The following is a 22,774-nucleotide window of genomic DNA, read 5'->3' on the forward strand; positions in this document are numbered from 1 at the left end:
CCCGGCACGAGTACTTTTACGCGATATTTTTGACACCCTAGTTCACAGGATAATTGCAATGCCAAGAGCGAACGAAATTAAAAAAGGTATGGTGCTGAATTACAACGGCAAACTGCTGATTGTAAAAAACATTGATATTCAGTCACCGAGCGCCCGTGGCGCAGCAACGCTGTACAAAATGCGCTTCTCCGATGTCAGCACCGGTCTAAAGGTTGAAGAGCGTTTTAAAGGCGACGACATGGTTGATACCGTGACCCTGAACCGCCGCTTCGTTGACTTTTCCTACATCGACGGCAACGAATACGTGTTCATGGATAAGGAAGATTACACCCCGTACATCTTCACCCACGACCAGATTGCTGAAGAGCTGCAGTTCATTCCTGAAGGCGGTATGCCGGAAATGCAGGTTCTACTGTGGGATGGCCGGGTTCTGGCGCTGGAACTGCCGCAGACGGTCGATCTGGAAATCGTTGAAACTGCCCCTGGTATCAAAGGCGCTTCCGCCAGCTCCCGTACCAAGCCTGCGACCCTGACTACCGGCCTGGTGGTTCAGGTTCCTGAATACCTGACCACCGGCGAGAAAATTCGCGTTCATATCGAAGAAAAACGCTACATGTGCCGCGCGGACTAATCTGCATCAGGCAATGTGCATCGTTCTGCCTGATGGCGCTTCGCTTATCAGGCCTACTCGATAGTGCAAACAAAAAGGGCAGCCAAATGGCTGCCCTTCTTTATTCTGGGAAAAATGACAAATTACAGCAGATCGCGGAACTTGGTCATTTTCAGCGCCAGCTCAACGCCGCGCACTTCCGCCAGACCTTTCAGACGACCAATCGCCGAGTAGCCTGGGTTGGTTTTCTTCTTCAGGTCGTCCAGCATCTGGTGACCGTGGTCAGGACGCATTGGGATAGGACGCAGATCGCCTGCTTTCTTACGACGCTGCTCTTCAGTCAGGATCGCATCAACCACCGCAACCATATTCACATCGCCCTGCAGGTGCGCAGCTTCGTGGAAGGTTTTCGGGTTCCCTTCACGGCAGGTAGAACGCAGGTGCGTGAAGTGGATACGGTCGCCAAAGGCCTCGATCATTTTCACCAGATCGTTATCCTCACGCACGCCGTAAGAACCGGTGCACATGGTGAAACCGTTGTTGATGCTATCCACGGTCTCTTTCAGCCACTGCATATCTTCAATGGTAGAAACGATACGCGGCAGGCCGAGGATTGGACGCGGTGGATCGTCCGGGTGAACGGCCAGACGCACGCCCACTTCTTCCGCTACCGGCACGATAGCACGCAGGAAGACCGCCATGTTTTCACGCAGGTTTTCTTTGCTGATGTGATCGTATTCCGCCAGACGCGCACGGAACTGGTCCAGGGTGTAACCCTCTTCTGCGCCCGGCAGGCCAGCAATGATATTGCGGGTCAGCCTGGTGACTTCCGCTTCGGTCATCGCCTGGAAATATTCCTGCGCCTGACGCTGCTCTTCAGCGGTGTAATCCGCCTGCGCGCCTTCACGTTTCAGGATGTGCAGCTCAAACGCCGCGAAAGCAATCTGGTCAAAGCGCAGCGCTTTAGAACCATCTTCCAGCGTGTACTCGAGGTCGGTACGCGTCCAGTCGAGGATTGGCATGAAGTTGTAGCAGACGGTGTCGATGCCACATTCAGCCAGATTGCGGATGCTCTGCTGATAGTTGGCAATCCAGGTTTTGTACTCACCGGAGCCGGTCTTAATGTCTTCGTGAACCGGGATACTTTCAACCACGGACCAGGTCAGGCCTTTTTCAGCCAGCATCGCTTTACGCTGTTTAATTTCTTCAACCGGCCATACCTGACCGTTTGGAATGTGGTGCAATGCCGTTACGACGCCCGTCGCGCCAGCCTGACGCACATCATCAAGAGATACCGGATCGTTCGGGCCGTACCAACGCCAGGTTTGTTCCATTGCCTCACCCTCTAAAGTTGTTATACCAATAAAATCACCTTCAATGACGACTACCATACATGTTTCTTCAGGACCGTCAATAAATCCGCTGGGATTGATTGATCAAGCTCACATTAACGCGATAAATACGGCACACCAATTCAATTTGCTGTCATATAACTTTACACTGCACACGTTAATTAATCGTTAATCGGATGTGTGAACAATGAATACAATCGCCTCAAGCGCCCTTCCCGCCAGCGTCCAGCTCCCTCAATATGATAGACAACAGCTACGTTCGCGGATTGTGCACTTCGGTTTTGGTGCGTTTCACCGCGCCCACCAGGCACTGTTAACCAACCGGGTATTGAACCAGCACGGCGGCGACTGGGGAATTTGTGAAATCAGCCTGTTTAGCGGCGACGTGCTGATGAGCCAGCTCCGCCAGCAGGATCATCTGTTCACCGTGATGGAGAAGAGCGCAGCGGGCAACCAGCCGATTATCATTGGCGCGGTCCACGAGTGCCTGAACGCGAAGCTTGATTCTCTGGCGGCGATTATCGAAAAATTCTGTGAGCCACAGGTGGCGATTGTCTCGCTGACAATCACCGAAAAAGGCTACTGCATCGATCCGGCGACCGGCCACCTCGATTTCACCCAGCCGCGGATCGTCCACGATCTTGAATCACCCACGGAGCCCCACTCCGCGCCGGGCATTCTGGTCGAAGCCCTATCTCGCCGCCGCGATCGCGGTCTTCCAGCCTTCACCGTCCTCTCCTGCGATAACATTCCTGATAACGGCCATGTGGTCAAAAACGCGGTGCTGGACATGGCAACCCGCCGGGACCCAGAACTAGCAAGCTGGATTGCGGAATACGTCAGCTTCCCCGGCACCATGGTCGACCGTATCGTCCCGGCCGCGACCGAAGCGTCGCTGGCAGAAATCACCCAGGAGTTGGGTGTCGAAGATCCGTGCGCTATCAGCTGCGAGCCGTTTATCCAATGGGTTATAGAAGATAACTTTGTCGCCGGACGCCCTGATTGGGGCAGCGTTGGGGCGCAGATGGTCAGTGACGTCCTGCCGTGGGAAGAGATGAAGCTGCGCATGCTTAACGGCAGCCACTCGTTCCTTGCCTATCTCGGCTACCTTGCGGGCTATGCGCACATCAGCGACTGCATGCAGGATGAATCTTACCGCCGGGCAGCGCGTCATCTGATGATGGCCGAGCAGGCCCCTACGCTGCGTATTACCGATGTCGATCTCGGGGCATATGCCGATAGCCTGATCGCGCGCTTCAGCAACCCGGCGCTCCAGCACCGTACCTGGCAAATTGCAATGGACGGCAGCCAGAAACTGCCGCAGCGTCTGCTGGACGGCATTCGTATTCACCTCCAGACCGGCAGCCGCTGGCCGCTGCTGGCGCTGGCAGTCGCCGGATGGATGCGCTACGTAAGCGGCGTGGACGATGCCGGGCAGCCGATTGATGTTCGCGACCCGCTGGCGGATAAAATTCGCGACATAGTGGCAAACAGCAGCGACGAGAACCGGGTTGCTGCACTGCTGACGCTGCAGGAAATTTTCGGCAGCGACCTGCCAGCCAACCCGCAATTTGTTCAGGCTATCGAGCAGGCGTGGCAGCATCTGGTGCAACAAGGCGCACGCCAGGCGGTGCTGACCGCGCTCAATAGTTAACATTTTCTCCTATTTCGCGGGCTAATATTAGATTAGCCCGCCTTAACACTTCTCTTTTCGACGCCGCTTCTCCAGGATAAAGTGATCCAGATAACACTATCACTATGTCCTGTGCGGAGTTTTCGTGACTAAAACCAATCTGATCACCGGCTTTCTTGGCAGCGGGAAGACCACCTCAATTCTGCATCTACTGGCCAATAAACCCGCCGACGAAAAATGGGCCGTACTGGTCAATGAGTTTGGTGAAGTCGGCATCGACGGTGCCCTGTTGGCCGACAGCGGCGCGTTGCTCAAAGAGATCCCCGGCGGCTGCATGTGTTGCGTTAACGGCCTGCCGATGCAGGTCGGATTGAATACGCTGCTGCGCCAGGGGAAACCGGATCGTCTGCTGATTGAGCCTACGGGCCTCGGCCACCCGAAGCAGATCCTCGATCTGCTTACCGCCCCGGTTTACGAGCCGTGGATCGACCTGCGCGCCACGCTATGCGTGATCGACCCTCGCCAGTTGCTGGACGACAAGGTTGCCAACAATGAAAACTTCCGCGACCAGCTCGCCGCAGCGGACATTATTGTCAGCAACAAAACGGACCGTGCCACCGCCGAAAGCCGACAGGCGCTGGCCGCCTGGTGGCAACAGCACGGCGCTGAACGCCAGCTATTCGAGGCCACACAGGGCAATATTGATACTTCCCTACTGGATATGCCGCGCAGCAACACCACGCCGCTCAAGGCTAGCGCGGCGCACGCACACTCTCATCCGTCAAATAAAGGCCTCGCGGCGTTAAGCCTGCCGGAGTACCAGCGTTGGCGCAGAAGCGTTAACGAGGGCCAGGGCTATTATGCCTGTGGCTGGATTTTTGACGCCGACACCGTGTTTGACACCATCGGTCTGCTGGAGTGGGCGCGTCTGTCGCCGGTGACTCGTCTGAAGGCGGTGATGCGTATTCCTGAAGGGCTGGTGCGTATTAATCGCCAGGGCGCCGACCTGCACATTGAAACGCAGAACGTTGCGCCACCGGATAGCCGTATCGAGCTGATAAACGACGCGCAAACCGACTGGAATTCGTTACAAACGGCGTTGTTGAAACTTCGTTTAGGTTGAAGCCGCTAAGGTTTCCGCCGAGACTAATTGCTATGAATATTAAGATGCGTACACGTTATCCCCTGATTATTTTACTCAACGCCGCCGGCGTGGCGTTGTTTCTCTCCTGGTTCCTGCCGGTAAACCACGGATTCTGGTCTGCGGCCGACCTTGGCATTTTTCACTTCTTTAACCGGGGTTTAAACGCAGATAATTTGGGCTACGCCTGGTTCTTAGCCATTATTAATAATCGCGCCTTTGACGGCTGTTCGCTGTTAGCAATGGGCTGTCTGATGCTGAGTTTCTGGCTAAAAGAAACCACCCAAGGCCGTCGCCGAATCGTGGTGATGGGGTTGGTGATGCTGCTGTCGGCGGTCATCATTAACCAGCTGGCGCAGCACCTGATGCCGGTCACCCGTAGCAGCCCGTCGCTCTCCGTGCCGGGCGTACACCGCGTCAGCGATTTTATCGACTTCTCGACCAAAGACGGCTCGCGGGACAGCTTCCCCGGCGACCACGGAATGATGCTGCTGATATTCGCTACCTTCATGTGGCGCTATTTCGGTCAGAAAGCGTTCCTTATTTCACTGATGATTTTTGTGGTTTTCGCCTTCCCGCGCGTGATGATCGGCGCACACTGGTTTACCGATATTGCCGTCGGTTCGTTAACCGCAGTGCTGATTGGCGTACCGTGGGTGCTGATGACGCCATTAAGCGATAATGTGATGGGTTTCTTTGAACGAAATTTGCCCCATTTATCCAAAGCGAAATCGGCGCAATAAATAACCAATTCATCTGATATTCCAGAAAGAGGGTATTCACCCTCTTTTTCTTTTTTTATTCCACCGCGTTATTGTCATCTTCCCGTCACAACATTCATTTTAATAATGAATGAGTTGCCCACTTTTCATTCACCAGTGACGGAATTTTGGCCATTCACAATTTTTAACTTTGTGTATCACGATTTCTTATAAAAAATCGGGCAAAAGCGCTCGCAATGCCGCTTTCGTTAAGGTAATCTCATTCGCGTTTGTCGTTTCAAAGAGCAATTATTTGGTTCGTAAATAAAACTTTGTGCGCTAAGCCACAAAAATGAATTCAAAGAATTGTCTCATTGATTGCGTGTATTTAGTCTCAGACGCGTTTGGCATTTTTTATAACGACTCCATCGTTAAGGACTTCAAGGGAAAACAACGAAAATGGTCAAATCTCAGCCGATTTTGAGATATATCTTGCGAGCGATTCCAGCAGTAGCAGTTGCGGTTCTGCTTTCTGCCTGTAGTAACACCAGCAACACCGCTAAGAACATGCATTCTGAGACGCATGCAGTGGGCACCGAAGATGCCTCGTCACTGCAAGCCTCTCAGGATGAATTTGAAACCATGGTGCGTAACCTCGACGTGAAGTCCCGTCTGATGGATCAATACGCAGGATGGAAAGGTGTACGCTACCGTCTGGGCGGCGACACCAAGCGCGGTATCGACTGCTCCAGCTTTGTGCAGCGTACCTTCCGCGAACAGTTTGGTTTAGAGCTGCCGCGCTCCACCTGGGAGCAGCAGGAAACGGGCAAATCCGTTAAACGCAATCAGCTTCGAACCGGTGATTTAGTGTTGTTCCGCGCCGGTTCTACCGGTCGCCATGTAGGCATCTACATCGGCAACAACCAGTTTGTTCATGCTTCCACCAGCAGTGGTGTGACGATTTCCAGCATGAATGAACCGTACTGGAATAAACGTTACAACGAAGCACGCCGCGTCCTGAGTCGTTCGTAATGTCGTTTACCGTCAGTTTCCCTTGGCTGACGGTAAGCATAAAAAAAGCACTGCTCCGGCAGTGCTTTTTTTATGCTTCATCATTATTCTTTTCTTTAGAGTTCCGTAGCATAGAGAAGTTGCATGTTCACTCGTCACTCATCGATTAACCGTCGAACCGTCCTCACCAGTATCGTCGCTGGCCTGCTGATTGCGCTCGCTGCCGGGCTGGCACAGTATTCTATTTTCCATCACCGCCGTTCGGTCCAGTTTGATAACACTATCTCCAGCCTGCAAACCTACTTAAATAACTACTTCAGGCAGATCCTGGTGACGATGGATTCCCTGCAGCCGCTGACGATGGAGCCGTGCCATGCCGTGTCGTCGGAACTCACCGAACGCGCCGCGTTCAGCATGAACGTGCGAGCATTCTTGCTGGTGAAAGATCAGATAGCCTACTGTTCATCGGCCACCGGGGAGATGTCGCTGGGGCTTAAGGATCTGGTGCCGGATCTCGATCTCAGCAAAACGCACGTGATGGGGATCGTCCCCGGCACGCCGATGATGCCAACCACCCCCGCCTTTGTGCTGTGGGTAAAAAGCCCGCTTCTGGATAACCGCGGCGTTTTCGCCTCGATCAACGCCAATCTGATGCCCTGGGTACTCTGCTCGTCAAAGCAGACGCCGTATAACGGTGTTGCGCTGGTGGTTAACGGTAAGACAGCCATCTCCACCTTTAGCAGCAAACCCCTTGCGATCGACGACATTACCGATACCGCCGTTCGCCACGTGAAGATCAAAGACGTGCCGCTGGAGGTCTACCTCTACAGCAACGCACTCAGCAGCGATAACTCACTCTATTCAATCCTGCTTGGACTCATCTGTGGCCTGATCGGCGCTCTGATGTGCCTCTATATTCTGGCCCTTCGCTCGCGTCCGGGAAAAGAGATCCTCTCTGCCATCAAACACCGTCAGTTCTACGTGGTCTATCAGCCGGTGGTGGATGCGAAGAATCGCCAGATTACCGGCGCAGAGGCGCTGATGCGTTGGTCGCACCCGACCGCCGGGAATATCCCGCCGGATGCGTTTATCAGCTATGCCGAAGCGCAGGATCTCATCGTCCCCCTCACCCACCATCTGTTTGAGTTGATCGCCCGCGATGCGCCAGTACTAAAAGATCTTCTGCCGCCGGGCGCTAAGCTCGGCATCAATATTGCGCCTGGTCACCTGCATGCCGAGAGCTTCCAGCAGGATATCCGCAATCTGGCGGCCAGCCTGCCGCAAAACTACTTCCAGCTGGTGCTGGAGATAACCGAGCGCGACATGCTGCACCAGGAGAAGGCCATGAGCCTGTTTACCTGGCTGCGCGGCGAAGGCATTGAAGTGGCTATTGATGATTTCGGCACCGGGCACAGCGCGCTTATCTACCTTGAGCGTTTCACCCTCGACTATCTGAAAATAGACCGCGGTTTTGTCAACGCTATCGGTCGGGAGACCATCACCTCGCCGGTGCTGGATGCGGTGCTGACCCTGACTCATCGCCTCAACCTGGTGACGGTCGCCGAAGGGGTGGAAACCGAGGAGCAGGCAAGCTGGCTTCGCGATCACGGCGTCGATTATCTTCAGGGCTATCTGATAAGCCGCCCGCTCACGCTGCAGCAGCTGATTGTGGAATATCGTAAGCCAGCAAAGTATTTCACAAGTTAAGCAAGGTCATTTAAGATTCAGGGATAAAAGACGTTTTCAATCAATACTTTTCAATGCGGGGTAGCCCTATCGTGATCGTAGCACGTGTCTGTTCGACCCTGCTGATGCTGTTCAGCCTGTCCCTGCAGGCGCAGACCATTAAAGAGAGCTACGCGTTTGCGGTAATCGGTGAGCCTAAATACGCCGTCAACTTCGACCACTTTGATTACGTCAATCCCGCCGCCCCTAAAGGCGGCAGCGTCACGCTTGCCGCGCTCGGCACCTTCGATAACTTCAACCGCTTTGCGCTGCGTGGAAATGCGGCGGTGCGTACCGACTCGCTGTACGACGCGCTGTTTACCACCTCTGACGACGAGCCGGGCAGCTACTATCCGCTGGTTGCCGACCGGGCGCGCTACGCCGACGATTATTCCTGGGTGGAGTTGACCATCAACCCGCGCGCCCGCTTCCACGACGGCAGCCCAATTACCGCTCGCGACGTCGCTTTCACCTTTAACAAGTTTATGACCGAAGGCGTGCCACAGTTCCGCCTGGTCTACAAAGGCACCACCGTCAAGGCTATCGCCCCGCTGACGGTGCGCATTGAGCTGGCAAAACCGGGTAAGGAAGATATGCTGAGCCTGTTTACCCTGCCAATTTTGCCGGAAAAGTTCTGGAAAGATCATAACCTCAGTGAACCGCTCAGCACGCCGCCGCTGGCAAGCGGCCCTTACCGCATCAGCGACTGGAAGATGGGGCAATATATCGTCTATCAGCGCGAGAAAGATTACTGGGGCGCCGACCTGCCGGTAAACCGTGGCCGCTGGAACTTCGACACCATCCGCTACGACTACTACCTCGATGACAACGTCGCGTTTGAGGCCTTCAAAGCCGGAGCCTATGACGTGCGCACCGAGAGCAGCGCTAAAAACTGGGCGACGCGCTATATCGGCAAAAACTTCGCCAGCGGTTACATCGTTAAGGATGAACAGAAGAACAACGCCGCACAGGACACCCGCTGGCTGGCCTTTAACATCCAGCGCCCGGTATTCAGCGACCGCCGCGTGCGTCAGGCTATCAGCATGACGTTTGATTTCGAATGGATGAACAAAGCGCTGTTTTACAACGCCTACAGCCGCGCTGACAGCTATTTCCAGAATACCGAATACGCCGCGCGTGGCTACCCCGATGCCGACGAGCTAACGCTACTGGCGCCGCTCAAAAGCGAACTGCCGCCGGAAGTGTTCACTTCCATCTATCAGCCCGCCGCATCAGATGGGTACGGTTTTGACCGCGACAACCTGCTGAAAGCGGGAAATCTGCTGACCGACGCAGGATGGGTGCTGAAAGGCCAGCAGCGCGTCAATGCAAAAACCGGCCTGCCGCTTCGCTTTGAACTGCTGCTGCCCTCCGGCGGTAACGATCAGTGGGTGATGCCCTTCCAGCGCAATCTACAGCGTCTGGGCGTGACGATGGATATCCGCCAGGTCGATATCTCACAAATCACCAACCGGATGCGTAAGCGCGACTACGACATGATGCCGCGCCTGTGGCGGGCGATGCCGTGGCCCAGTTCAGATCTGCAAATCTCCTGGTCGTCGGAATACATCAACTCGTCCTACAACTCACCAGGGGTGGCAAGCCCGGCTATCGACAGTCTGATCAACCAAATCATCCGCTGGCAGGGCAATAAGCAGAAGCTGCTGCCGCTTGGGCGAGCGCTGGACCGGGTACTGACCTGGAACTATTACATGCTGCCGATGTGGTATATGTCCGGCAGTAGAACCGCCTATTGGAATAAGTTTTCTTATCCCAGTATCCACCCGCTTTATGCCTCCGGCACGGATGCGCCGGGCTTCGACACCTGGTGGTACGACGTGAATAAAGCGGCGGCCTTACCCGCTTCCCGACGTTAAGGAGAGAACATGGGTGCCTATCTGATTCGCCGACTGCTGCTGATTATCCCGACCCTGTGGGCAATCATCACGCTCAACTTTTTTATCGTACAGATAGCACCCGGCGGCCCGGTTGACCAGGCGATTGCGGCGGTAGAGTTCGGCCATCAGGGTGGGCTACCCGGCGGTGGTGGCGGGCTGGAACGTAGTCAGGCACGGGCAGGCGTTGGCAATATCGCGGAAAGTCAGTACCGCGGCGGGCGCGGCCTTGACCCAGAGGTTATCGCCGAGATAACCCATCGCTACGGCTTCGACAAACCGCTGCACGAGCGCTATTTCAAGATGCTCGGCGACTATCTGCGCTTTGATTTCGGCAACAGCCTGTTCCGCAATGCTTCGGTCATGCAGTTGATGAAAGAGAGCCTACCGGTCTCCATCTCACTCGGGCTCTGGAGCACGCTGATTATCTATCTGGTCTCTATTCCGCTGGGCATCCGTAAGGCGGTGTACAACGGCAGCCGCTTTGATATCTGGAGCAGCACCGGCATTATTATCGGCTACGCCATTCCGGCGTTTCTCTTCGCCATAGTACTGATAGTCTTCTTCGCCGGCGGCAGCTATTACGACATCTTCCCGTTGCGTGGGTTGGTTTCCGCGAATTTTGATACCCTGCCGTGGTATCAGAAAATCACCGACTACCTCTGGCATATCACCCTGCCGGTGCTGGCAACGGTGATCGGCGGCTTTGCCGCGCTCACCATGCTGACCAAAAACTCGTTTCTCGACGAGATCCGTAAGCAGTACGTGGTCACCGCGCGGGCAAAAGGGGTGGGTGAAAAGCAGATCCTCTGGAAGCATATCTTCCGTAACGCCATGCTGCTGGTCATCGCCGGCTTCCCTGCCACCTTTATCAGCATGTTCTTCACCGGTTCACTGCTGATTGAGGTGATGTTCTCCCTGAACGGGCTGGGGCTGCTGGGCTACGAGGCGACCGTCTCCCGCGATTATCCGGTGATGTTCGGCACGCTCTATATTTTCACCCTTATCGGGCTGCTGATGAATATCGTCAGCGACATCAGCTACACGCTGGTGGACCCACGCATTGATTTTGAGGGCCGCTAATCATGACCCTGAACGCCGTCAACCGGGCCCGCTGGGCGCGCTTTTGCCACAACCGACGCGGTTACTGGTCGCTGTGGATCTTTCTGGTTATCTTTGTCTGTAGCCTTGGCGCAGAGCTTATCGCCAACGACCGGCCGCTGTTGGTGAGCTATCAGGGCAGCCTGTACGTTCCGGTGGTGAAAAACTACAGCGAAAAAACCTTCGGCGGTGAGTTCGCCACCGCCGCCGATTACCAGGACCCATGGTTGCAGCAGCGGCTGGAGAAAAACGGTTGGGTGCTGTGGACGCCGATTCGCTTTGGCGCCAGCAGCATTAACTTCAGCACCGATATCCCCTTCCCCGCCCCGCCGTCGCGGCAAAACTGGCTGGGCACTGATGCTAACGGTCGTGACGTGCTGGCGCGTATTCTCTACGGTACGCGCATCTCACTGCTGTTTGGCCTGATTCTGACGGTCTGCTCCAGCGTGATGGGGGTGATTGTCGGCGCCGTGCAGGGTTACTACGGCGGGCGTATTGACCTCTGGGGGCAGCGCTTTATCGAAGTATGGTCGGGAATGCCGACGCTGTTTTTGATTATCCTGCTCTCAAGCGTCGTGCAGCCGAATTTCTGGTGGCTGCTGGCAATTACCGTGCTGTTCGGCTGGATGTCGCTGGTTGGCGTGGTGCGCGCCGAATTCCTGCGCACCCGCAACTATGACTATATCCGCGCCGCGCAGGCGCTGGGCGTGGGAGATCGCAGTATTATCCTGCGCCATATGCTGCCCAATGCGATGGTTGCCACCCTAACCTTTATTCCGTTTATTCTGTGCAGCTCCATCACTACGCTGACCTCGCTCGACTTTCTTGGCTTTGGCCTGCCGCTCGGTTCGCCGTCGCTCGGCGAACTGCTGCTTCAGGGCAAAAATAACCTGCAGGCCCCCTGGCTTGGGATCGCCGCGTTTCTCTGCGTTGCCGTACTGCTCTCGCTGCTGATCTTTATCGGCGAGGCGGTACGCGACGCCTTCGATCCTTCTAAGGCGGTATAAGATGCAGCAACCACTTCTGGAGATCGACAACCTCTCCATCGCCTTCCGCCAGCAGGGCGTAACCACCACCGTGGTTGAACAGCTCTCACTGACGCTCGCCGCCGGGGAGACGCTGGCGCTGGTTGGGGAATCCGGCTCGGGAAAAAGCGTCTCGGCGCTGTCGATTCTGCGCCTGTTACCTGAACCACCGGTCAGCTACCCGACGGGCGATATCCGCTTTGCTGGGGAATCATTACTGCACGCCAGCCCGCAGACGTTGCGCGGGGTGCGCGGCAACCGCATTGCGATGATTTTTCAGGAACCCATGGTGTCGCTGAACCCGCTGCACAATCTGGAAAAGCAGCTTTATGAAGTGCTGTCGCTGCACCGGGGTATGCGCAAAGAGGCAGCGCGCGGCGAGATCCTCGACTGCCTTGACCGGGTTGGCATTCGCAATGCCGCAAAGCGGTTGAGCGATTTCCCCCACCAGCTCTCCGGCGGTGAGCGCCAGCGTGTGATGATAGCCATGGCCCTGCTGACGCGCCCGGAATTATTGATTGCCGATGAACCGACGACCGCGCTGGACGTTTCGGTACAGGCGCAAATTCTCCAGCTGCTCAGAGAGTTGCGTACCGAGCTGAACATGGGGCTGCTGTTTATCACCCATAACCTGAGCATCGTGCGCAAGCTGGCTGACCGCGTGGCGGTAATGCAGCATGGCCGCTGCGTTGAGCAAAACAGCGCTAGCGCGCTTTTCGGCGCGCCGCAGCATCCGTACACCCGCAAGCTGCTGGACAGCGAACCGGCGGGCGACCCGGTGCCTTTACCGACGGAGGCCGCCCCGCTGCTGGAGGTCAACAAGCTCAGCGTGGCGTTCCCGATTCGCAAGGGTATCCTGCGCCGGGTGGTGAGCCACAATACGGTGGTGAACAACCTGAGCTTTACGCTGCGCAAAGGGGAGACGCTGGGGCTGGTTGGTGAGTCAGGTTCCGGCAAAAGCACCACCGGGCTGGCGCTGCTGCGTTTAATCGCCTCGCAGGGCGATATTCGCTTTGCCGGGGAGGCCATTCAGGGGCGCAACCGTCAGCAGATGCTGCCGCTGCGTCGTCGCATTCAGGTGGTGTTTCAGGACCCTAACTCGTCGCTCAATCCGCGGCTCACCGCGCTACAGATTATTGAAGAGGGTCTGCGGGTTCATCACCCTGCCCTCAGTGCCGCAGAACGCGAGCAGCGGGTGATGGCGGCAATGCAGGAGGTGGGGCTGGAGCCGGAGACCCGGCAGCGCTATCCGTCTGAGTTTTCCGGCGGCCAGCGGCAACGTATCGCCATCGCGCGGGCGCTCATCCTGCAGCCAGAGCTTATCGTGCTGGATGAACCAACGTCCTCGCTCGATCGCACCGTTCAGGCGCAAATTCTGGCGCTGCTTAAAGCGTTACAGGAAAAGCATCAGCTGACCTACATCTTCATCAGCCACGATCTGCACGTCGTTCGTTCGCTGTGCCATCAGGTGATGGTGCTGCGTCAGGGAGAGGTGGTCGAACAGGGAGAGTGTCGGCGCATATTTTCAGCACCGCAGCAGGAGTATACGCGTCAGCTCATTGCGCTGAGCTGACGGTTAAAACGGGTTGTTACCGGAAAACGGTTCGGCAATCGCCACGCCGAAATTTTTCAGGCGGCAGGTCGCAGCAAACTCATCCTGACGTTTCACGAACAGGCACGGCTCCCCTTCACACTCGAGCACCGAGCAGTCGACGGAGATATCGGTTAACGCCTGGCTAAGGGAATGCATCACCGGCCAGGCGCTATCGCCGTCCGGGCTCAGCAGTTTAAGGGCCACCAGCGCATTTTCGCCGGATGCACCATTTTGCGGAATCGGTTCAACTTTCGAACCTGCAAAACCCGCGGACCAGCGATAGTCCTGCGGCAGTCGATGTACGATTGATAGCTGTAATGTCATTACGTTCTTTTCCCCGGAAGCGATGGTGCTTCACAATTATTTCACATCCATATTAACACATTGTTGACAAATCGTCCTGCATCCAGAAAAAAAACGCCAGCATTCAACATTCTTCTTACGACATAGTTCGGTGTACTGATGCGTTTTCGCGCTATATGTACCCGTATCTGTGATCTAACGCAACCTTTTTATCTACAACAATGTGACTTTTTACATTATTGGATTTTACATAAAAGAAACATTACACCCTATCAGGAATGCTATATCTGTTGATATGTATCAACAAAGGGGCATATTTCGCCCCTCGAAAGGCTTATTAGTGCGCGGTTTTGCGGGGGCGGCTGGCGTAGAGGTAGAAGAGGATCGAGCAGGTCGCACATAGGGCAATGGAAATCAGCATCGGCCAAGCGGTGGTGAAGGTCGCCATCGACAGCAGCGCGCCGATAATGGCCCCAATACCAAAGCGGAACGTCCCCGCCAGCGATGAGGCCGTGCCTGCCATATGCGGGAACTCATCGAGGATCACCGCCATCGCGTTTGAGGAGACCATCGACACGCAGCCGACGAACACCGCAATGCCCAGCACCAACGACCAGAAGCCGACGTCCAGCAGCGCGCAAGCCACCATCCAGATCGCCGTAACGAACTGGATTGTCAGCCCGGCGCGAAACATCCACAGCGCCCCAACCCGGCGAACAAAGCGGCTGTTAATGGTAGTCATGACAAAGAGGAACACAATGTTCAGCGCGAAATAGTAGCCGAAGTGCTGCGGTGACACGTGGTTGAGCTCGATATAGACAAACGGCCCGGCGCTTAAGAACGAGAACATCGCCGCAAAGCTGAAGCCGCTCGCCAGCATGTACGACAGCACGCGCTTGTGGCGGAATAGCGACGCAAAGTTGCCGAGCGTGGTGCTCAGGCGGAACGGCTGGCGTTTCTCTGCCGTCAGCGTTTCATCAATAAAGAAGAAGATCATCGCAGAAGCCAGCAGCGCGGCAATCGCCAGGATCCAAAAGATGGCATGCCAGCTAAACCAGACCAGCACCGCACCGCCCACCATCGGCGCCACCAGCGGGGCAATCGTCGTCACCAGCATCACAAACGACATCATGCGCGAGAACTCTTCTTTCGGGTAGATATCGCGCATCAGGGCGTTGATCACAACGCTTGCCGCCGCAGCCGCCAGGCCGTGGAAAAAGCGGGTGACGATCAGGTAGTCAATAGTCGGTGCTAGCGCACAGGCCACCGCCGCCGCGGCAAAGATAAGCGTACCGCCCAGAATGACCGGCTTACGCCCGAGGCTGTCCGCCATTGGCCCGTACAGCAACTGACCCAGCGCAAAGCCCAGAATATAGGTGCTCAGGGTCATCTGTGCGCTGCCTGCCGGCACGCCAAACTGTTGTGAAATGACCGGCAGCGCCGGAAGATACATGTCTATCGATAACGGCATTAACATGGCCAGGAGGCCAAGAATAAATACAATTTTTAACGACGAGCGCGGCCTGGACGTCACAATTTACCTCGGTTGTTGGTTAGCGCTACGGTGCGCCAACGCTGGCGATTTCTGCTTCTGTTAACGGACGGTATTCGCCCGGGGCTAAGTCTGGGTCGAGCGCAATCTCACCGATGCGTTCGCGATGCAGACCGACAACGTGGTTACCCACAGCGGCAAACATGCGCTTCACCTGGTGGTAGCGACCTTCGCTGATGGTCAGACGTACTTCGGTCGGCGTAATCACCTCCAGCACCGCTGGCTTGGTGAGATCTTTCTCATTGTGCAGTTGAACACCTTTGGCGAACTGCGCGGCGGTGTCATCGCTGACCGGATTTTCCAGCGTCACCAGATAGGTTTTTTCACAATGGTGACGCGGCGAGGTGATGCGATGGGACCACTGGCCGTCATCGGTCATCAGTACCAGACCGGTGGTATCAATGTCTAAACGACCCGCGGCATGCAGCTTGTACGCCACCGGCACATCGAGGAAATAGAGCACCGTTGGGTGATCCGGGTCTTCCGTGGAGCACACGTAGCCCTGCGGCTTATTCAGCATGAAATAGCGCGGGCCATTCTGCTGAGTCAGCGGGTTGCCTTCGTAGGCCACGTCGTGTTCTGGTAGCAGTTTAAACGCGGTGTCACGCACCACTTCGTCATCGATGGTCACGTGGTGGCCGCGGATCAAACGCCCGGCAATAGCACGGCTGACGCCGAGTTGCTGAGCGATAAACTTATCAAGTCGCATGAAGTATTTTTAGCCTGTAATAGTGCCGGGTGCCGGACGAAAGGTCCGAAAAATGGGGTAATCGACTCAATGCCTGCCGCGTAACGGGAAAATGCCACCGGCTACGGGTGAGACAGCGAGTATAACAATCCGTAAGTATAACGGGCTTGTTATCCCACTCAAGTGAAAAGATTCATGGCATACTATTTGGCTGTTAAGGACAATCATCACGCCAATGACTTTTACACTTCGCCCCTACCAACAGGAAGCGGTTGACGCCACCCTGGCCTACTTCCGTCGCCATACTCAGCCTGCGGTTATCGTGTTGCCCACCGGTGCCGGGAAAAGCCTGGTGATAGCCGAGCTGGCGCGGCTGGCTCGCGGTCGCGTACTGGTGCTGGCGCACGTCAAAGAACTGGTGGCGCAGAACCACGCGAAATACTGTGCGCTGGGGCTGGAGGCCGATATTTATGCGGCCGGGCTAAAGCGCAAAGAGAGCCACGGCAAAGTGGTGTTCGGCAGCGTGCAGTCGGTGGCGCGTAATCTTGACCATTTCCAGGGCGAGTTTTCGCTGTTAATTGTCGATGAGTGCCACCGCATCAGCGACGATGATGATAGTCAGTACCAGCAAATTCTCAGCCATCTGGGGAAAGTGAATCCTCACATCCGCCTGCTGGGCCTCACGGCCACACCGTTCCGCTTGGGCAAAGGCTGGATTTATCAGTTCCACTACCACGGCATGGTGCGCGGCGATGAGAAAGCGCTGTTCCGCGACTGCATCTATGAGTTACCGCTGCGCTACATGATTAAACACGGCTATCTGACGCCGCCGGAGCGGCTGGATATGCCCGTGGTGCAGTACGATTTCAGCCGCCTGCAGGCCAACAGCAACGGACTGTTCAGCGAGTCGGACCTCAACCGCGAGTTGAAACAGCAGCAGCGCATTACGCCGCACATCATCAGCCAGATTGAGGAGTTTGCGCAGACGCGCAAAGGGGTGATGATTTTTGCCGCCACCGTCGAGCACGCCCGCGAGATTACCGGGTTGCTGCCCGCCAATGACGCGGCGCTGATCACCGGCGAGACCCCAGGCCCGCAGCGCGACGAGCTGATTGAAGCCTTTAAAAATCAGCAGTTCCGCTATCTGGTTAACGTCGCCGTCCTGACCACCGGTTTTGACGCCCCGCACGTTGACCTGATTGCGATTCTGCGCCCTACCGAGTCCATCAGCCTGTATCAGCAAATTGTGGGCCGCGGCCTGCGTCTGGCGCCGGGGAAAACGGACTGTCTGATCCTCGATTACGCCGGTAACCCGCACGACCTCTACACGCCGGAAGTGGGTTCACCAAAAGGCAAAAGCGATAACGTGCCAGTGCAGGTTTTCTGCCCCGGCTGCGGCTTTGCCAATACCTTCTGGGGAAAAACCACCGCCGACGGCACCATTATTGAGCACTTTGGCCGCCGCTGTCAGGGCTGGCTTGAAGATGATGAAGGTCATCGCGAGCAGTGCGACTATCGCTTCCGCTTTAAAAACTGCCCGCAGTGTAACGCCGAAAACGACATTGCCGCCCGCCGCTGTCGGGAGTGCGACACGGTGCTGGTTGACCCGGACGATATGCTGAAAGCAGCGCTGAAGCTTAAAGACGCGCTGGTGCTGCGCTGTAGCGGCATGGTGTTACAGGACGGCATGGATGAGAAAGGCGGCTGGCTTAAAATCACCTATTATGACGAAGACGGCGCGGACGTTAGTGAGCGCTTCCGTCTGCACACCCCCGCGCAGAAAACGGCGTTCGAGCAGCTGTTTATCCGCCCGCACACCCGTACGCCCGGCGTGCCGCTGCGCTGGATAACGCCGAGCGATATCATCGCTCAGCAGGCGCTGCTCCGCGCACCGGATTTTGTCGTTGCCCGTAAGAAAGGCGTCTACTGGCAGGTACGCGAAAAAGTGTTCGACTACGAAGGCCGCTATCGCCGGGCCAACGAGCTACGCTAGCTGCGCGTTTGCTTCACCCACAGCAAATCATCGACGGCAAACCCCAGCCCGCGGGCGATGGACAGGTAGTTTTGCTGTACCTGCGGCGGCAGCGTTGGCGTGCGCGATAAAATCCACAGGTAGTCGCGGTTCGGCCCGCTGACCAGCGCGTACTGGTAGTCATCATCCAGCGCGATGACGTTATAGCCGCCATAGAAAGGACCAAAGAACGAGACCTTCATCGCGGCAACGCTCGGCTCGCCGGTGAAGTACGCCTTCCCTTCGCTCTCTTTCCACTCGCCTCGCTGCGGGTCAAACCCACGGTTCAGCACGCTAATGCCACCATCCTTACGCTTACCGTAGTGAGCGGTCACCTGCTCCAGACCGCGCTCAAAGCGGTTATCCAGACGGGCAATTTCATACCATTTTCCCAGATAGCGGCTAGCATCAAAATGGCGAATCGGCGTCACCCCTTTTGGCGGGGTGGGTGAACGACAAGCCACCAGCGCGAGCGACAACGCGACTCCGGTGACTACGGGCCATAGTTTCATGCAGTTTCCTCTCTTTACGATCCTTGTTTAAGTGTAGAGGATAAAAAGCCACGCGGCCGGAAGCGGGAGAACCTATGCTTGAGCTATGGCCCACCACAAACAGGACAATAATATGAACGACAAACCGACACTCGGCATCAGCGGCTGCCTGACCGGTGCTGCCGTTCGCTTTGACGGCGGGCATAAGCGGATGGGGTTTATTATGGATGAGCTTGCCGAATGGGTAACCTTCAAACCCGTCTGCCCGGAAATGGGCATCGGCCTGCCCACACCGCGCCCGGCGCTGCGGCTGGTGAAGACCGCAAATGGCGATACCCGCGTGCGCATGAGCCAGAACCTGGATAACGACCTCACCGATAAAATGCACCATTTTGCCGAGGAGGTGCTGCCAGGCGCGGCGCAATTCGCCGGCTATATAGTTTGTGCAAAGTCCCCCAGCTGCGGAATGGAGCGGGTGCGGTTGTACGATGAACGCGGTAATCGCGGCGCGAAGGAAGGCGTTGGCCTGTTTACCGCGGCGCTGCAAGCACGCTATCCGTGGCTGCCGGTGGAAGAGGACGGCCGACTGCACGACCCGGTACTGAGGGAGAACTTTGTGGCGCGGATATTTGCGTTGCACGAGCTGAATACGCTGCGGGAAGAGGGATTAACCCGTCAGGCCCTGCTGGCGTTTCACAGCCGCTATAAGCTGCATCTGCTGGCCCACAACCAGCCCGGCTACCGTGAGATCGGCCCCTTTATCGCCCATCTGCATGAATGGCAGGACCTGGATGCCTTTTTTGTTGCCTATCGCGACAAGCTGATGGCGATTCTGCGCCACCCGGCCTCACGTAAAAATCACACCAACGTGCTGATGCATATTCAGGGTTATTTCCGCAAACAGCTCAACGATCGCCAGCGGGCAGAGCTTCGCGACGTGATCGTCAACTACCACGCCGGACACCTGCCAATCCTCGCGCCGCTGACGCTGCTGAAGCACTACCTCGCCGAGCACCCGGATGATTACCTGCTGACGCAGCGCTATTTTTCGCCCTACCCGGACAGTCTGCGACTGCGCTTAACGGCAAATTGAAAATTTGGGTGTCTGATGGCGCTTCGCTTATCAGGCCTACAAATACCTTGATATCAATGGGTTTGTAGGCCGGGTAAGGCGCAGCCGCCACCCGGCATGCATACGGTACAATCCTTTATCAACAATCTCTTGTACGTTTTAAACGTGCTTTTTAATTGCCCGCATGAGGATTGAAAGCTATAATGCCGCCCGCTTTCACATCCGTGAAGCAGATCATTTGCCTGCTGCTGGGTCGCCTGTAGCAGGATTAATTAAGAGAGCTATCAATGTTTACTATTAACGCAGAAGTACGTAAAGAGCAGGGTAAGGGTGCGAGCCGCCGCCTGCGCGCAGCTAACAAGTTCCCAGCTATCATTTATGGTGGCGAAGCAGCTCCTGTTGCTATCGAACTGGATCACGACAAGCTGTGGAACCTGCAGAACAACGCTGAATTCTACAGCGAAGTTCTGACCATCGTTGTTGATGGTAAAGAAGAAAAAGTTAAGGCTCAGGCGGTGCAGCGTCACCCGTTCAAGCCAAAACTGGCTCACATCGACTTCGTTCGCGCTTAATCGCCGACAAGTCTTCGTGACGAAAAAACGGCTCCTTCTGGAGCCGTTTTTTTTTACTGCTTCGCCGCCTCTCGCACGACCGTCTCCTTCCCTGTCGACGTTATCACCTCATTATTCACGCTGTCTGAAAGCGTAATACCGCTTACCTGCGCAACGTTCCAGGCGTGGTCCGTATTATCAAACGTGACGTTGGTAAACTGGCTGTCATGCAGGAAGGTGATTTTGCTCGCCTGCACGTTACGGAACTTCACGTTACTGAACGCCAGGTTCTGATGATAGGCATCGCGCGGGTAAGTAATACCGTAGGCCGCCGCCATCTCCTGCACCGTCATACCATCCACCAGAATGCTTTTCTTCGCCGCCGTGCCGTCAACGGTGACGTTCTCGACGGTCACGTTGCGGAACTGCGCAGGCTCGGCTGCTGGCGTGGTGTCATTCACGTCAGCGCTGTACTTGATGGTGAAGATAAACGGCTCTTTTGCCAGATCTTTCATTGCGTTATTGCGGAACAGCACCTCGCGCGCGCCACCGCCGTAGTACGGGCGGCTTTTCATTCTCAGGCCGATATCCGTCATATACATCACGTTATCTTCCGCTTTGATCTTCTCGATCCAGGCACCGGTATGGCTGCCGGTCACTACCGCGCCGTGGCCTTTACGGAAGTAATTATTGAAGATCCATGCTCCGCTCTGCGGTTTCTGACTAAAGGTTTCGACACCCTTACCGTAGCCCGCAGCAAAGTTCATCCCGTCGTCGCCGGTATCAAAGAAGTTATTGAAGACAAGGGCATTCTGGCTATTACCCAATTCAATACCGTCGGCGTTATTACCGTCGAAAGTCTTATGGCTAAGCCCATTCAGCGCGATGTTTTCCGACTCCAGCACCATGATCCCGTGAAATGCCGGGTTGAGAATGGTCAACCCTTCAATGTAGAGGTTGCTGACGCCGCGCAGCGTCATCAGGCTGGAACGGCGGTTTTTATACGCGCTGTCGCGATCCATCCCTTCAGATACCGCCAGTTCGGTCTGATGTTTTGCCAGGATTCCGTCTTCGCCCACTTTATTGGCGTTGCTGGCGCGATACTGCGGCAGCGCATTGCCGGCTTCATCAACGATAGACTCTGCTCCACCGTGCTTCACGCCGCGCGTCCAGCCGTTACCATCGATGGTGCCTTTGCCCACAATGCGGATATTGCGGAAAGTGCCCGCGTGAGAGCTTCCTTTATCGTCCGCTGCCAGCGCGTTAATCAACGACGGCGGGCGCTTCGGCAGCGGATTATCAGTATAGGGGTAAAGAAAGTAGCCTTTGTTCATCGGGTACTGCGCCGGGTCATCCGAACCCAGCAACGTCGCATCTTCGGCAATCTCCAGCGTCATATCACTGTGTAAGAACAGCGCACCGGTTTTAAACACGCCGCCGCGCACGCTGACTTTGCAGCCTTGCGGATACTGCGCCAGCGTACAGCTATCAATGGCTTTTTGCAGCGCGGCGGTATCGAGCGTTGCCCCGTCGCCGACGGCTCCTGCTGCTTTAGCATCCACCACGTGCGGCTCTTTCGTGGTGCGCAGAGAAATCGGTGCGCTGTCGGCGGACTCGTTGCCGTCCGAATAGACCGCGCGGACGGTGAACTGATAGTCGGTATCGGCTTTCAACCCTTCGACGGTGAAGCTTCGCAAATCTACCTTCTGCTGCCAGTGGTCGTTATCCAGCGTCTGGTAAAAATTGTCGATATAGGGTTTCGCAGGGGAGAACGTGTCCTGATTATCGCGCGCACTGCCCAGCAGTTCACCGCCGCGATAGACGTGATAGTCCACCACCTTGTCCGCCTCCAGCAGCGGTTTTTCCCACACCAGCACCACGCTGCCATCGTCGACGGAGAGCACTGGCGACTGGACGTTTTGCGGCGCCGCTGACGCCAACGCCAGCGCGGCTTCGCTATCGTCACAGCCGCTTAATACGCCCGCGAGCATCATTGTAGTGGCCAGCGCCAGTCGGGAGTGCCTGAAGGTATTGTGCATCTTGTTGTTAGTCCTCTCAGTGATTCGCGGCACCCAGTTGCCGCGTCCTTGAGCCCTTCTGAATAAGAGTGGCTCTCCATTTGAAAAATCAAAATATTTTTGCATTTAAAATGAAACGTATTTTCATTTATTTCATTGGGTATTAACTGAGAGTCAGCTCAAGTTTTAACCTGGATGAAAAAACATCGATACCGAAAATGAGAGGAGCATCACTCAAAACAGGCGGGAATACGGATAGACAAAGCCCGCTCGGGGATGAGCGGGCTTTAAGAGGAAGAC

Annotated in this window: 19 protein-coding genes; 13 read left to right on the forward strand and 6 right to left on the reverse strand. The window is 55.9% G+C overall.

Annotated elements, in window-relative coordinates:
- The first annotated feature begins 58 nt into the window (after positions 1-58).
- A complete protein-coding gene (gene yeiP, locus ACLGE8_RS08050) occupies positions 59-631 on the forward strand; it encodes an elongation factor P-like protein YeiP (RefSeq protein ID WP_185666890.1) in 573 nt (190 codons plus the stop codon).
- A 122-nt stretch (positions 632-753) separates the two neighbouring features.
- On the opposite strand, the gene uxuA is transcribed toward yeiP, so the two are convergent.
- Complete coding sequence (uxuA, locus tag ACLGE8_RS08055) at positions 754-1,944, reverse strand: mannonate dehydratase (protein ID WP_410997749.1); 1,191 nt, start codon at positions 1,942-1,944, stop codon at positions 754-756.
- A gap of 205 nt (positions 1,945-2,149) precedes the next feature.
- On the opposite strand from uxuA, the gene ACLGE8_RS08060 reads away from it, so the two are divergent.
- From ACLGE8_RS08060 to yejF, 9 genes are all read left to right on the forward strand, one after another.
- Positions 2,150-3,616 (forward strand): mannitol dehydrogenase family protein, encoded by a 1,467-nt coding sequence (locus ACLGE8_RS08060; RefSeq protein ID WP_410997751.1) that lies wholly within the window; start codon positions 2,150-2,152, stop codon positions 3,614-3,616.
- Between the two features lie 124 nt (positions 3,617-3,740).
- The gene (locus tag ACLGE8_RS08065; RefSeq protein ID WP_410997752.1) at positions 3,741-4,718 is read left to right on the forward strand and encodes a CobW family GTP-binding protein; all 978 of its coding nucleotides are present in this window, start codon (positions 3,741-3,743) and stop codon (positions 4,716-4,718) included.
- Between the two features lie 44 nt (positions 4,719-4,762).
- Positions 4,763-5,479 (forward strand): phosphatase PAP2 family protein, encoded by a 717-nt coding sequence (locus tag ACLGE8_RS08070; protein WP_410997754.1) that lies wholly within the window; start codon positions 4,763-4,765, stop codon positions 5,477-5,479.
- A 417-nt stretch (positions 5,480-5,896) separates the two neighbouring features.
- On the forward strand, positions 5,897-6,469 hold the full coding sequence (gene mepS / locus ACLGE8_RS08075; RefSeq protein ID WP_185666886.1) for a bifunctional murein DD-endopeptidase/murein LD-carboxypeptidase: 573 nt from the start codon (positions 5,897-5,899) through the stop codon (positions 6,467-6,469).
- Positions 6,470-6,592: 123 nt separating this feature from the next.
- Positions 6,593-8,155 carry a cyclic di-GMP phosphodiesterase gene (locus ACLGE8_RS08080; RefSeq protein WP_410997756.1) on the forward strand — a complete coding sequence of 521 codons (1,563 nt, stop codon included), beginning with the start codon at positions 6,593-6,595 and terminating at the stop codon, positions 8,153-8,155.
- Between the two features lie 104 nt (positions 8,156-8,259).
- Positions 8,260-10,050 carry an extracellular solute-binding protein gene (locus tag ACLGE8_RS08085; RefSeq protein WP_410997866.1) on the forward strand — a complete coding sequence of 597 codons (1,791 nt, stop codon included), beginning with the start codon at positions 8,260-8,262 and terminating at the stop codon, positions 10,048-10,050.
- 9 nt (positions 10,051-10,059) lie between these two features.
- Complete coding sequence (locus ACLGE8_RS08090) at positions 10,060-11,151, forward strand: microcin C ABC transporter permease YejB (protein WP_185666884.1); 1,092 nt, start codon at positions 10,060-10,062, stop codon at positions 11,149-11,151.
- Between the two features lie 2 nt (positions 11,152-11,153).
- Positions 11,154-12,176: a microcin C ABC transporter permease gene (locus ACLGE8_RS08095; protein WP_410997758.1), complete on the forward strand. Its 1,023-nt coding sequence runs from the start codon at positions 11,154-11,156 to the stop codon at positions 12,174-12,176.
- Between the two features lies 1 nt (position 12,177).
- Complete coding sequence (gene yejF / locus ACLGE8_RS08100) at positions 12,178-13,767, forward strand: microcin C ABC transporter ATP-binding protein YejF (protein WP_410997760.1); 1,590 nt, start codon at positions 12,178-12,180, stop codon at positions 13,765-13,767.
- A 3-nt stretch (positions 13,768-13,770) separates the two neighbouring features.
- On the opposite strand, the gene ACLGE8_RS08105 is transcribed toward yejF, so the two are convergent.
- From ACLGE8_RS08105 to rsuA, 3 genes are all read right to left on the reverse strand, one after another.
- Complete coding sequence (locus tag ACLGE8_RS08105; protein WP_185666882.1) at positions 13,771-14,112, reverse strand: YejG family protein; 342 nt, start codon at positions 14,110-14,112, stop codon at positions 13,771-13,773.
- 316 nt (positions 14,113-14,428) lie between these two features.
- Positions 14,429-15,625, reverse strand: coding sequence for a Bcr/CflA family multidrug efflux MFS transporter (locus ACLGE8_RS08110; RefSeq protein WP_410997762.1), 1,197 nt, complete (start codon positions 15,623-15,625; stop codon positions 14,429-14,431).
- Positions 15,626-15,650: 25 nt separating this feature from the next.
- On the reverse strand, positions 15,651-16,352 hold the full coding sequence (gene rsuA / locus ACLGE8_RS08115) for a 16S rRNA pseudouridine(516) synthase RsuA (RefSeq protein WP_410997764.1): 702 nt from the start codon (positions 16,350-16,352) through the stop codon (positions 15,651-15,653).
- 214 nt (positions 16,353-16,566) lie between these two features.
- Here rsuA and ACLGE8_RS08120 point away from each other — a divergent pair, with 214 nt between their 5' ends.
- Positions 16,567-18,324 (forward strand): DEAD/DEAH box helicase, encoded by a 1,758-nt coding sequence (locus ACLGE8_RS08120; RefSeq protein WP_410997765.1) that lies wholly within the window; start codon positions 16,567-16,569, stop codon positions 18,322-18,324.
- Here the strand turns inward: ACLGE8_RS08120 and blc are convergent.
- Positions 18,321-18,854, reverse strand: a complete 534-nt coding sequence (blc, locus tag ACLGE8_RS08125) for an outer membrane lipoprotein Blc (RefSeq protein WP_410997767.1) — start codon at positions 18,852-18,854, stop codon at positions 18,321-18,323. The two genes, ACLGE8_RS08120 and blc, sit on opposite strands and share 4 nt — an antisense overlap.
- A gap of 112 nt (positions 18,855-18,966) precedes the next feature.
- On the opposite strand from blc, the gene ACLGE8_RS08130 reads away from it, so the two are divergent.
- Positions 18,967-19,926, forward strand: coding sequence for a YbgA family protein (locus ACLGE8_RS08130; RefSeq protein ID WP_410997769.1), 960 nt, complete (start codon positions 18,967-18,969; stop codon positions 19,924-19,926).
- A gap of 266 nt (positions 19,927-20,192) precedes the next feature.
- On the forward strand, positions 20,193-20,477 hold the full coding sequence (gene rplY, locus ACLGE8_RS08135) for a 50S ribosomal protein L25 (protein WP_052285124.1): 285 nt from the start codon (positions 20,193-20,195) through the stop codon (positions 20,475-20,477).
- Between the two features lie 53 nt (positions 20,478-20,530).
- Here the strand turns inward: rplY and ACLGE8_RS08140 are convergent, their stop codons facing one another.
- Complete coding sequence (locus ACLGE8_RS08140; protein WP_410997771.1) at positions 20,531-22,495, reverse strand: glycosyl hydrolase family 28 protein; 1,965 nt, start codon at positions 22,493-22,495, stop codon at positions 20,531-20,533.
- Positions 22,496-22,774 lie beyond the last annotated feature (279 nt).

The organism is Kluyvera sp. 142486 (assembly GCF_046569695.1).
Lineage (GTDB): Bacteria > Pseudomonadota > Gammaproteobacteria > Enterobacterales > Enterobacteriaceae > Kluyvera.

Bases quoted from the DNA above. Each gene is read 5' to 3' on its own strand.
- ACLGE8_RS08105 (WP_185666882.1), bottom strand. From the start codon at position 14,112: ATGACATTACAGCTATCAATCGTACATCGACTGCCGCAGGACTATCGC.
- rsuA (WP_410997764.1), bottom strand. From the start codon at position 16,352: ATGCGACTTGATAAGTTTATCGCTCAGCAACTCGGCGTCAGCCGTGCT.
- blc (WP_410997767.1), bottom strand. From the start codon at position 18,854: ATGAAACTATGGCCCGTAGTCACCGGAGTCGCGTTGTCGCTCGCGCTG.
- uxuA (WP_410997749.1), bottom strand. From the start codon at position 1,944: ATGGAACAAACCTGGCGTTGGTACGGCCCGAACGATCCGGTATCTCTT.
- ACLGE8_RS08090 (WP_185666884.1), top strand. From the start codon at position 10,060: ATGGGTGCCTATCTGATTCGCCGACTGCTGCTGATTATCCCGACCCTG.
- yejF (WP_410997760.1), top strand. From the start codon at position 12,178: ATGCAGCAACCACTTCTGGAGATCGACAACCTCTCCATCGCCTTCCGC.
- ACLGE8_RS08095 (WP_410997758.1), top strand. From the start codon at position 11,154: ATGACCCTGAACGCCGTCAACCGGGCCCGCTGGGCGCGCTTTTGCCAC.
- ACLGE8_RS08060 (WP_410997751.1), top strand. From the start codon at position 2,150: ATGAATACAATCGCCTCAAGCGCCCTTCCCGCCAGCGTCCAGCTCCCT.
- yeiP (WP_185666890.1), top strand. From the start codon at position 59: ATGCCAAGAGCGAACGAAATTAAAAAAGGTATGGTGCTGAATTACAAC.
- ACLGE8_RS08080 (WP_410997756.1), top strand. From the start codon at position 6,593: ATGTTCACTCGTCACTCATCGATTAACCGTCGAACCGTCCTCACCAGT.
- ACLGE8_RS08070 (WP_410997754.1), top strand. From the start codon at position 4,763: ATGCGTACACGTTATCCCCTGATTATTTTACTCAACGCCGCCGGCGTG.
- mepS (WP_185666886.1), top strand. From the start codon at position 5,897: ATGGTCAAATCTCAGCCGATTTTGAGATATATCTTGCGAGCGATTCCA.
- ACLGE8_RS08085 (WP_410997866.1), top strand. From the start codon at position 8,260: ATGCTGTTCAGCCTGTCCCTGCAGGCGCAGACCATTAAAGAGAGCTAC.
- ACLGE8_RS08140 (WP_410997771.1), bottom strand. From the start codon at position 22,495: ATGCACAATACCTTCAGGCACTCCCGACTGGCGCTGGCCACTACAATG.
- rplY (WP_052285124.1), top strand. From the start codon at position 20,193: ATGTTTACTATTAACGCAGAAGTACGTAAAGAGCAGGGTAAGGGTGCG.
- ACLGE8_RS08120 (WP_410997765.1), top strand. From the start codon at position 16,567: ATGACTTTTACACTTCGCCCCTACCAACAGGAAGCGGTTGACGCCACC.
- ACLGE8_RS08130 (WP_410997769.1), top strand. From the start codon at position 18,967: ATGAACGACAAACCGACACTCGGCATCAGCGGCTGCCTGACCGGTGCT.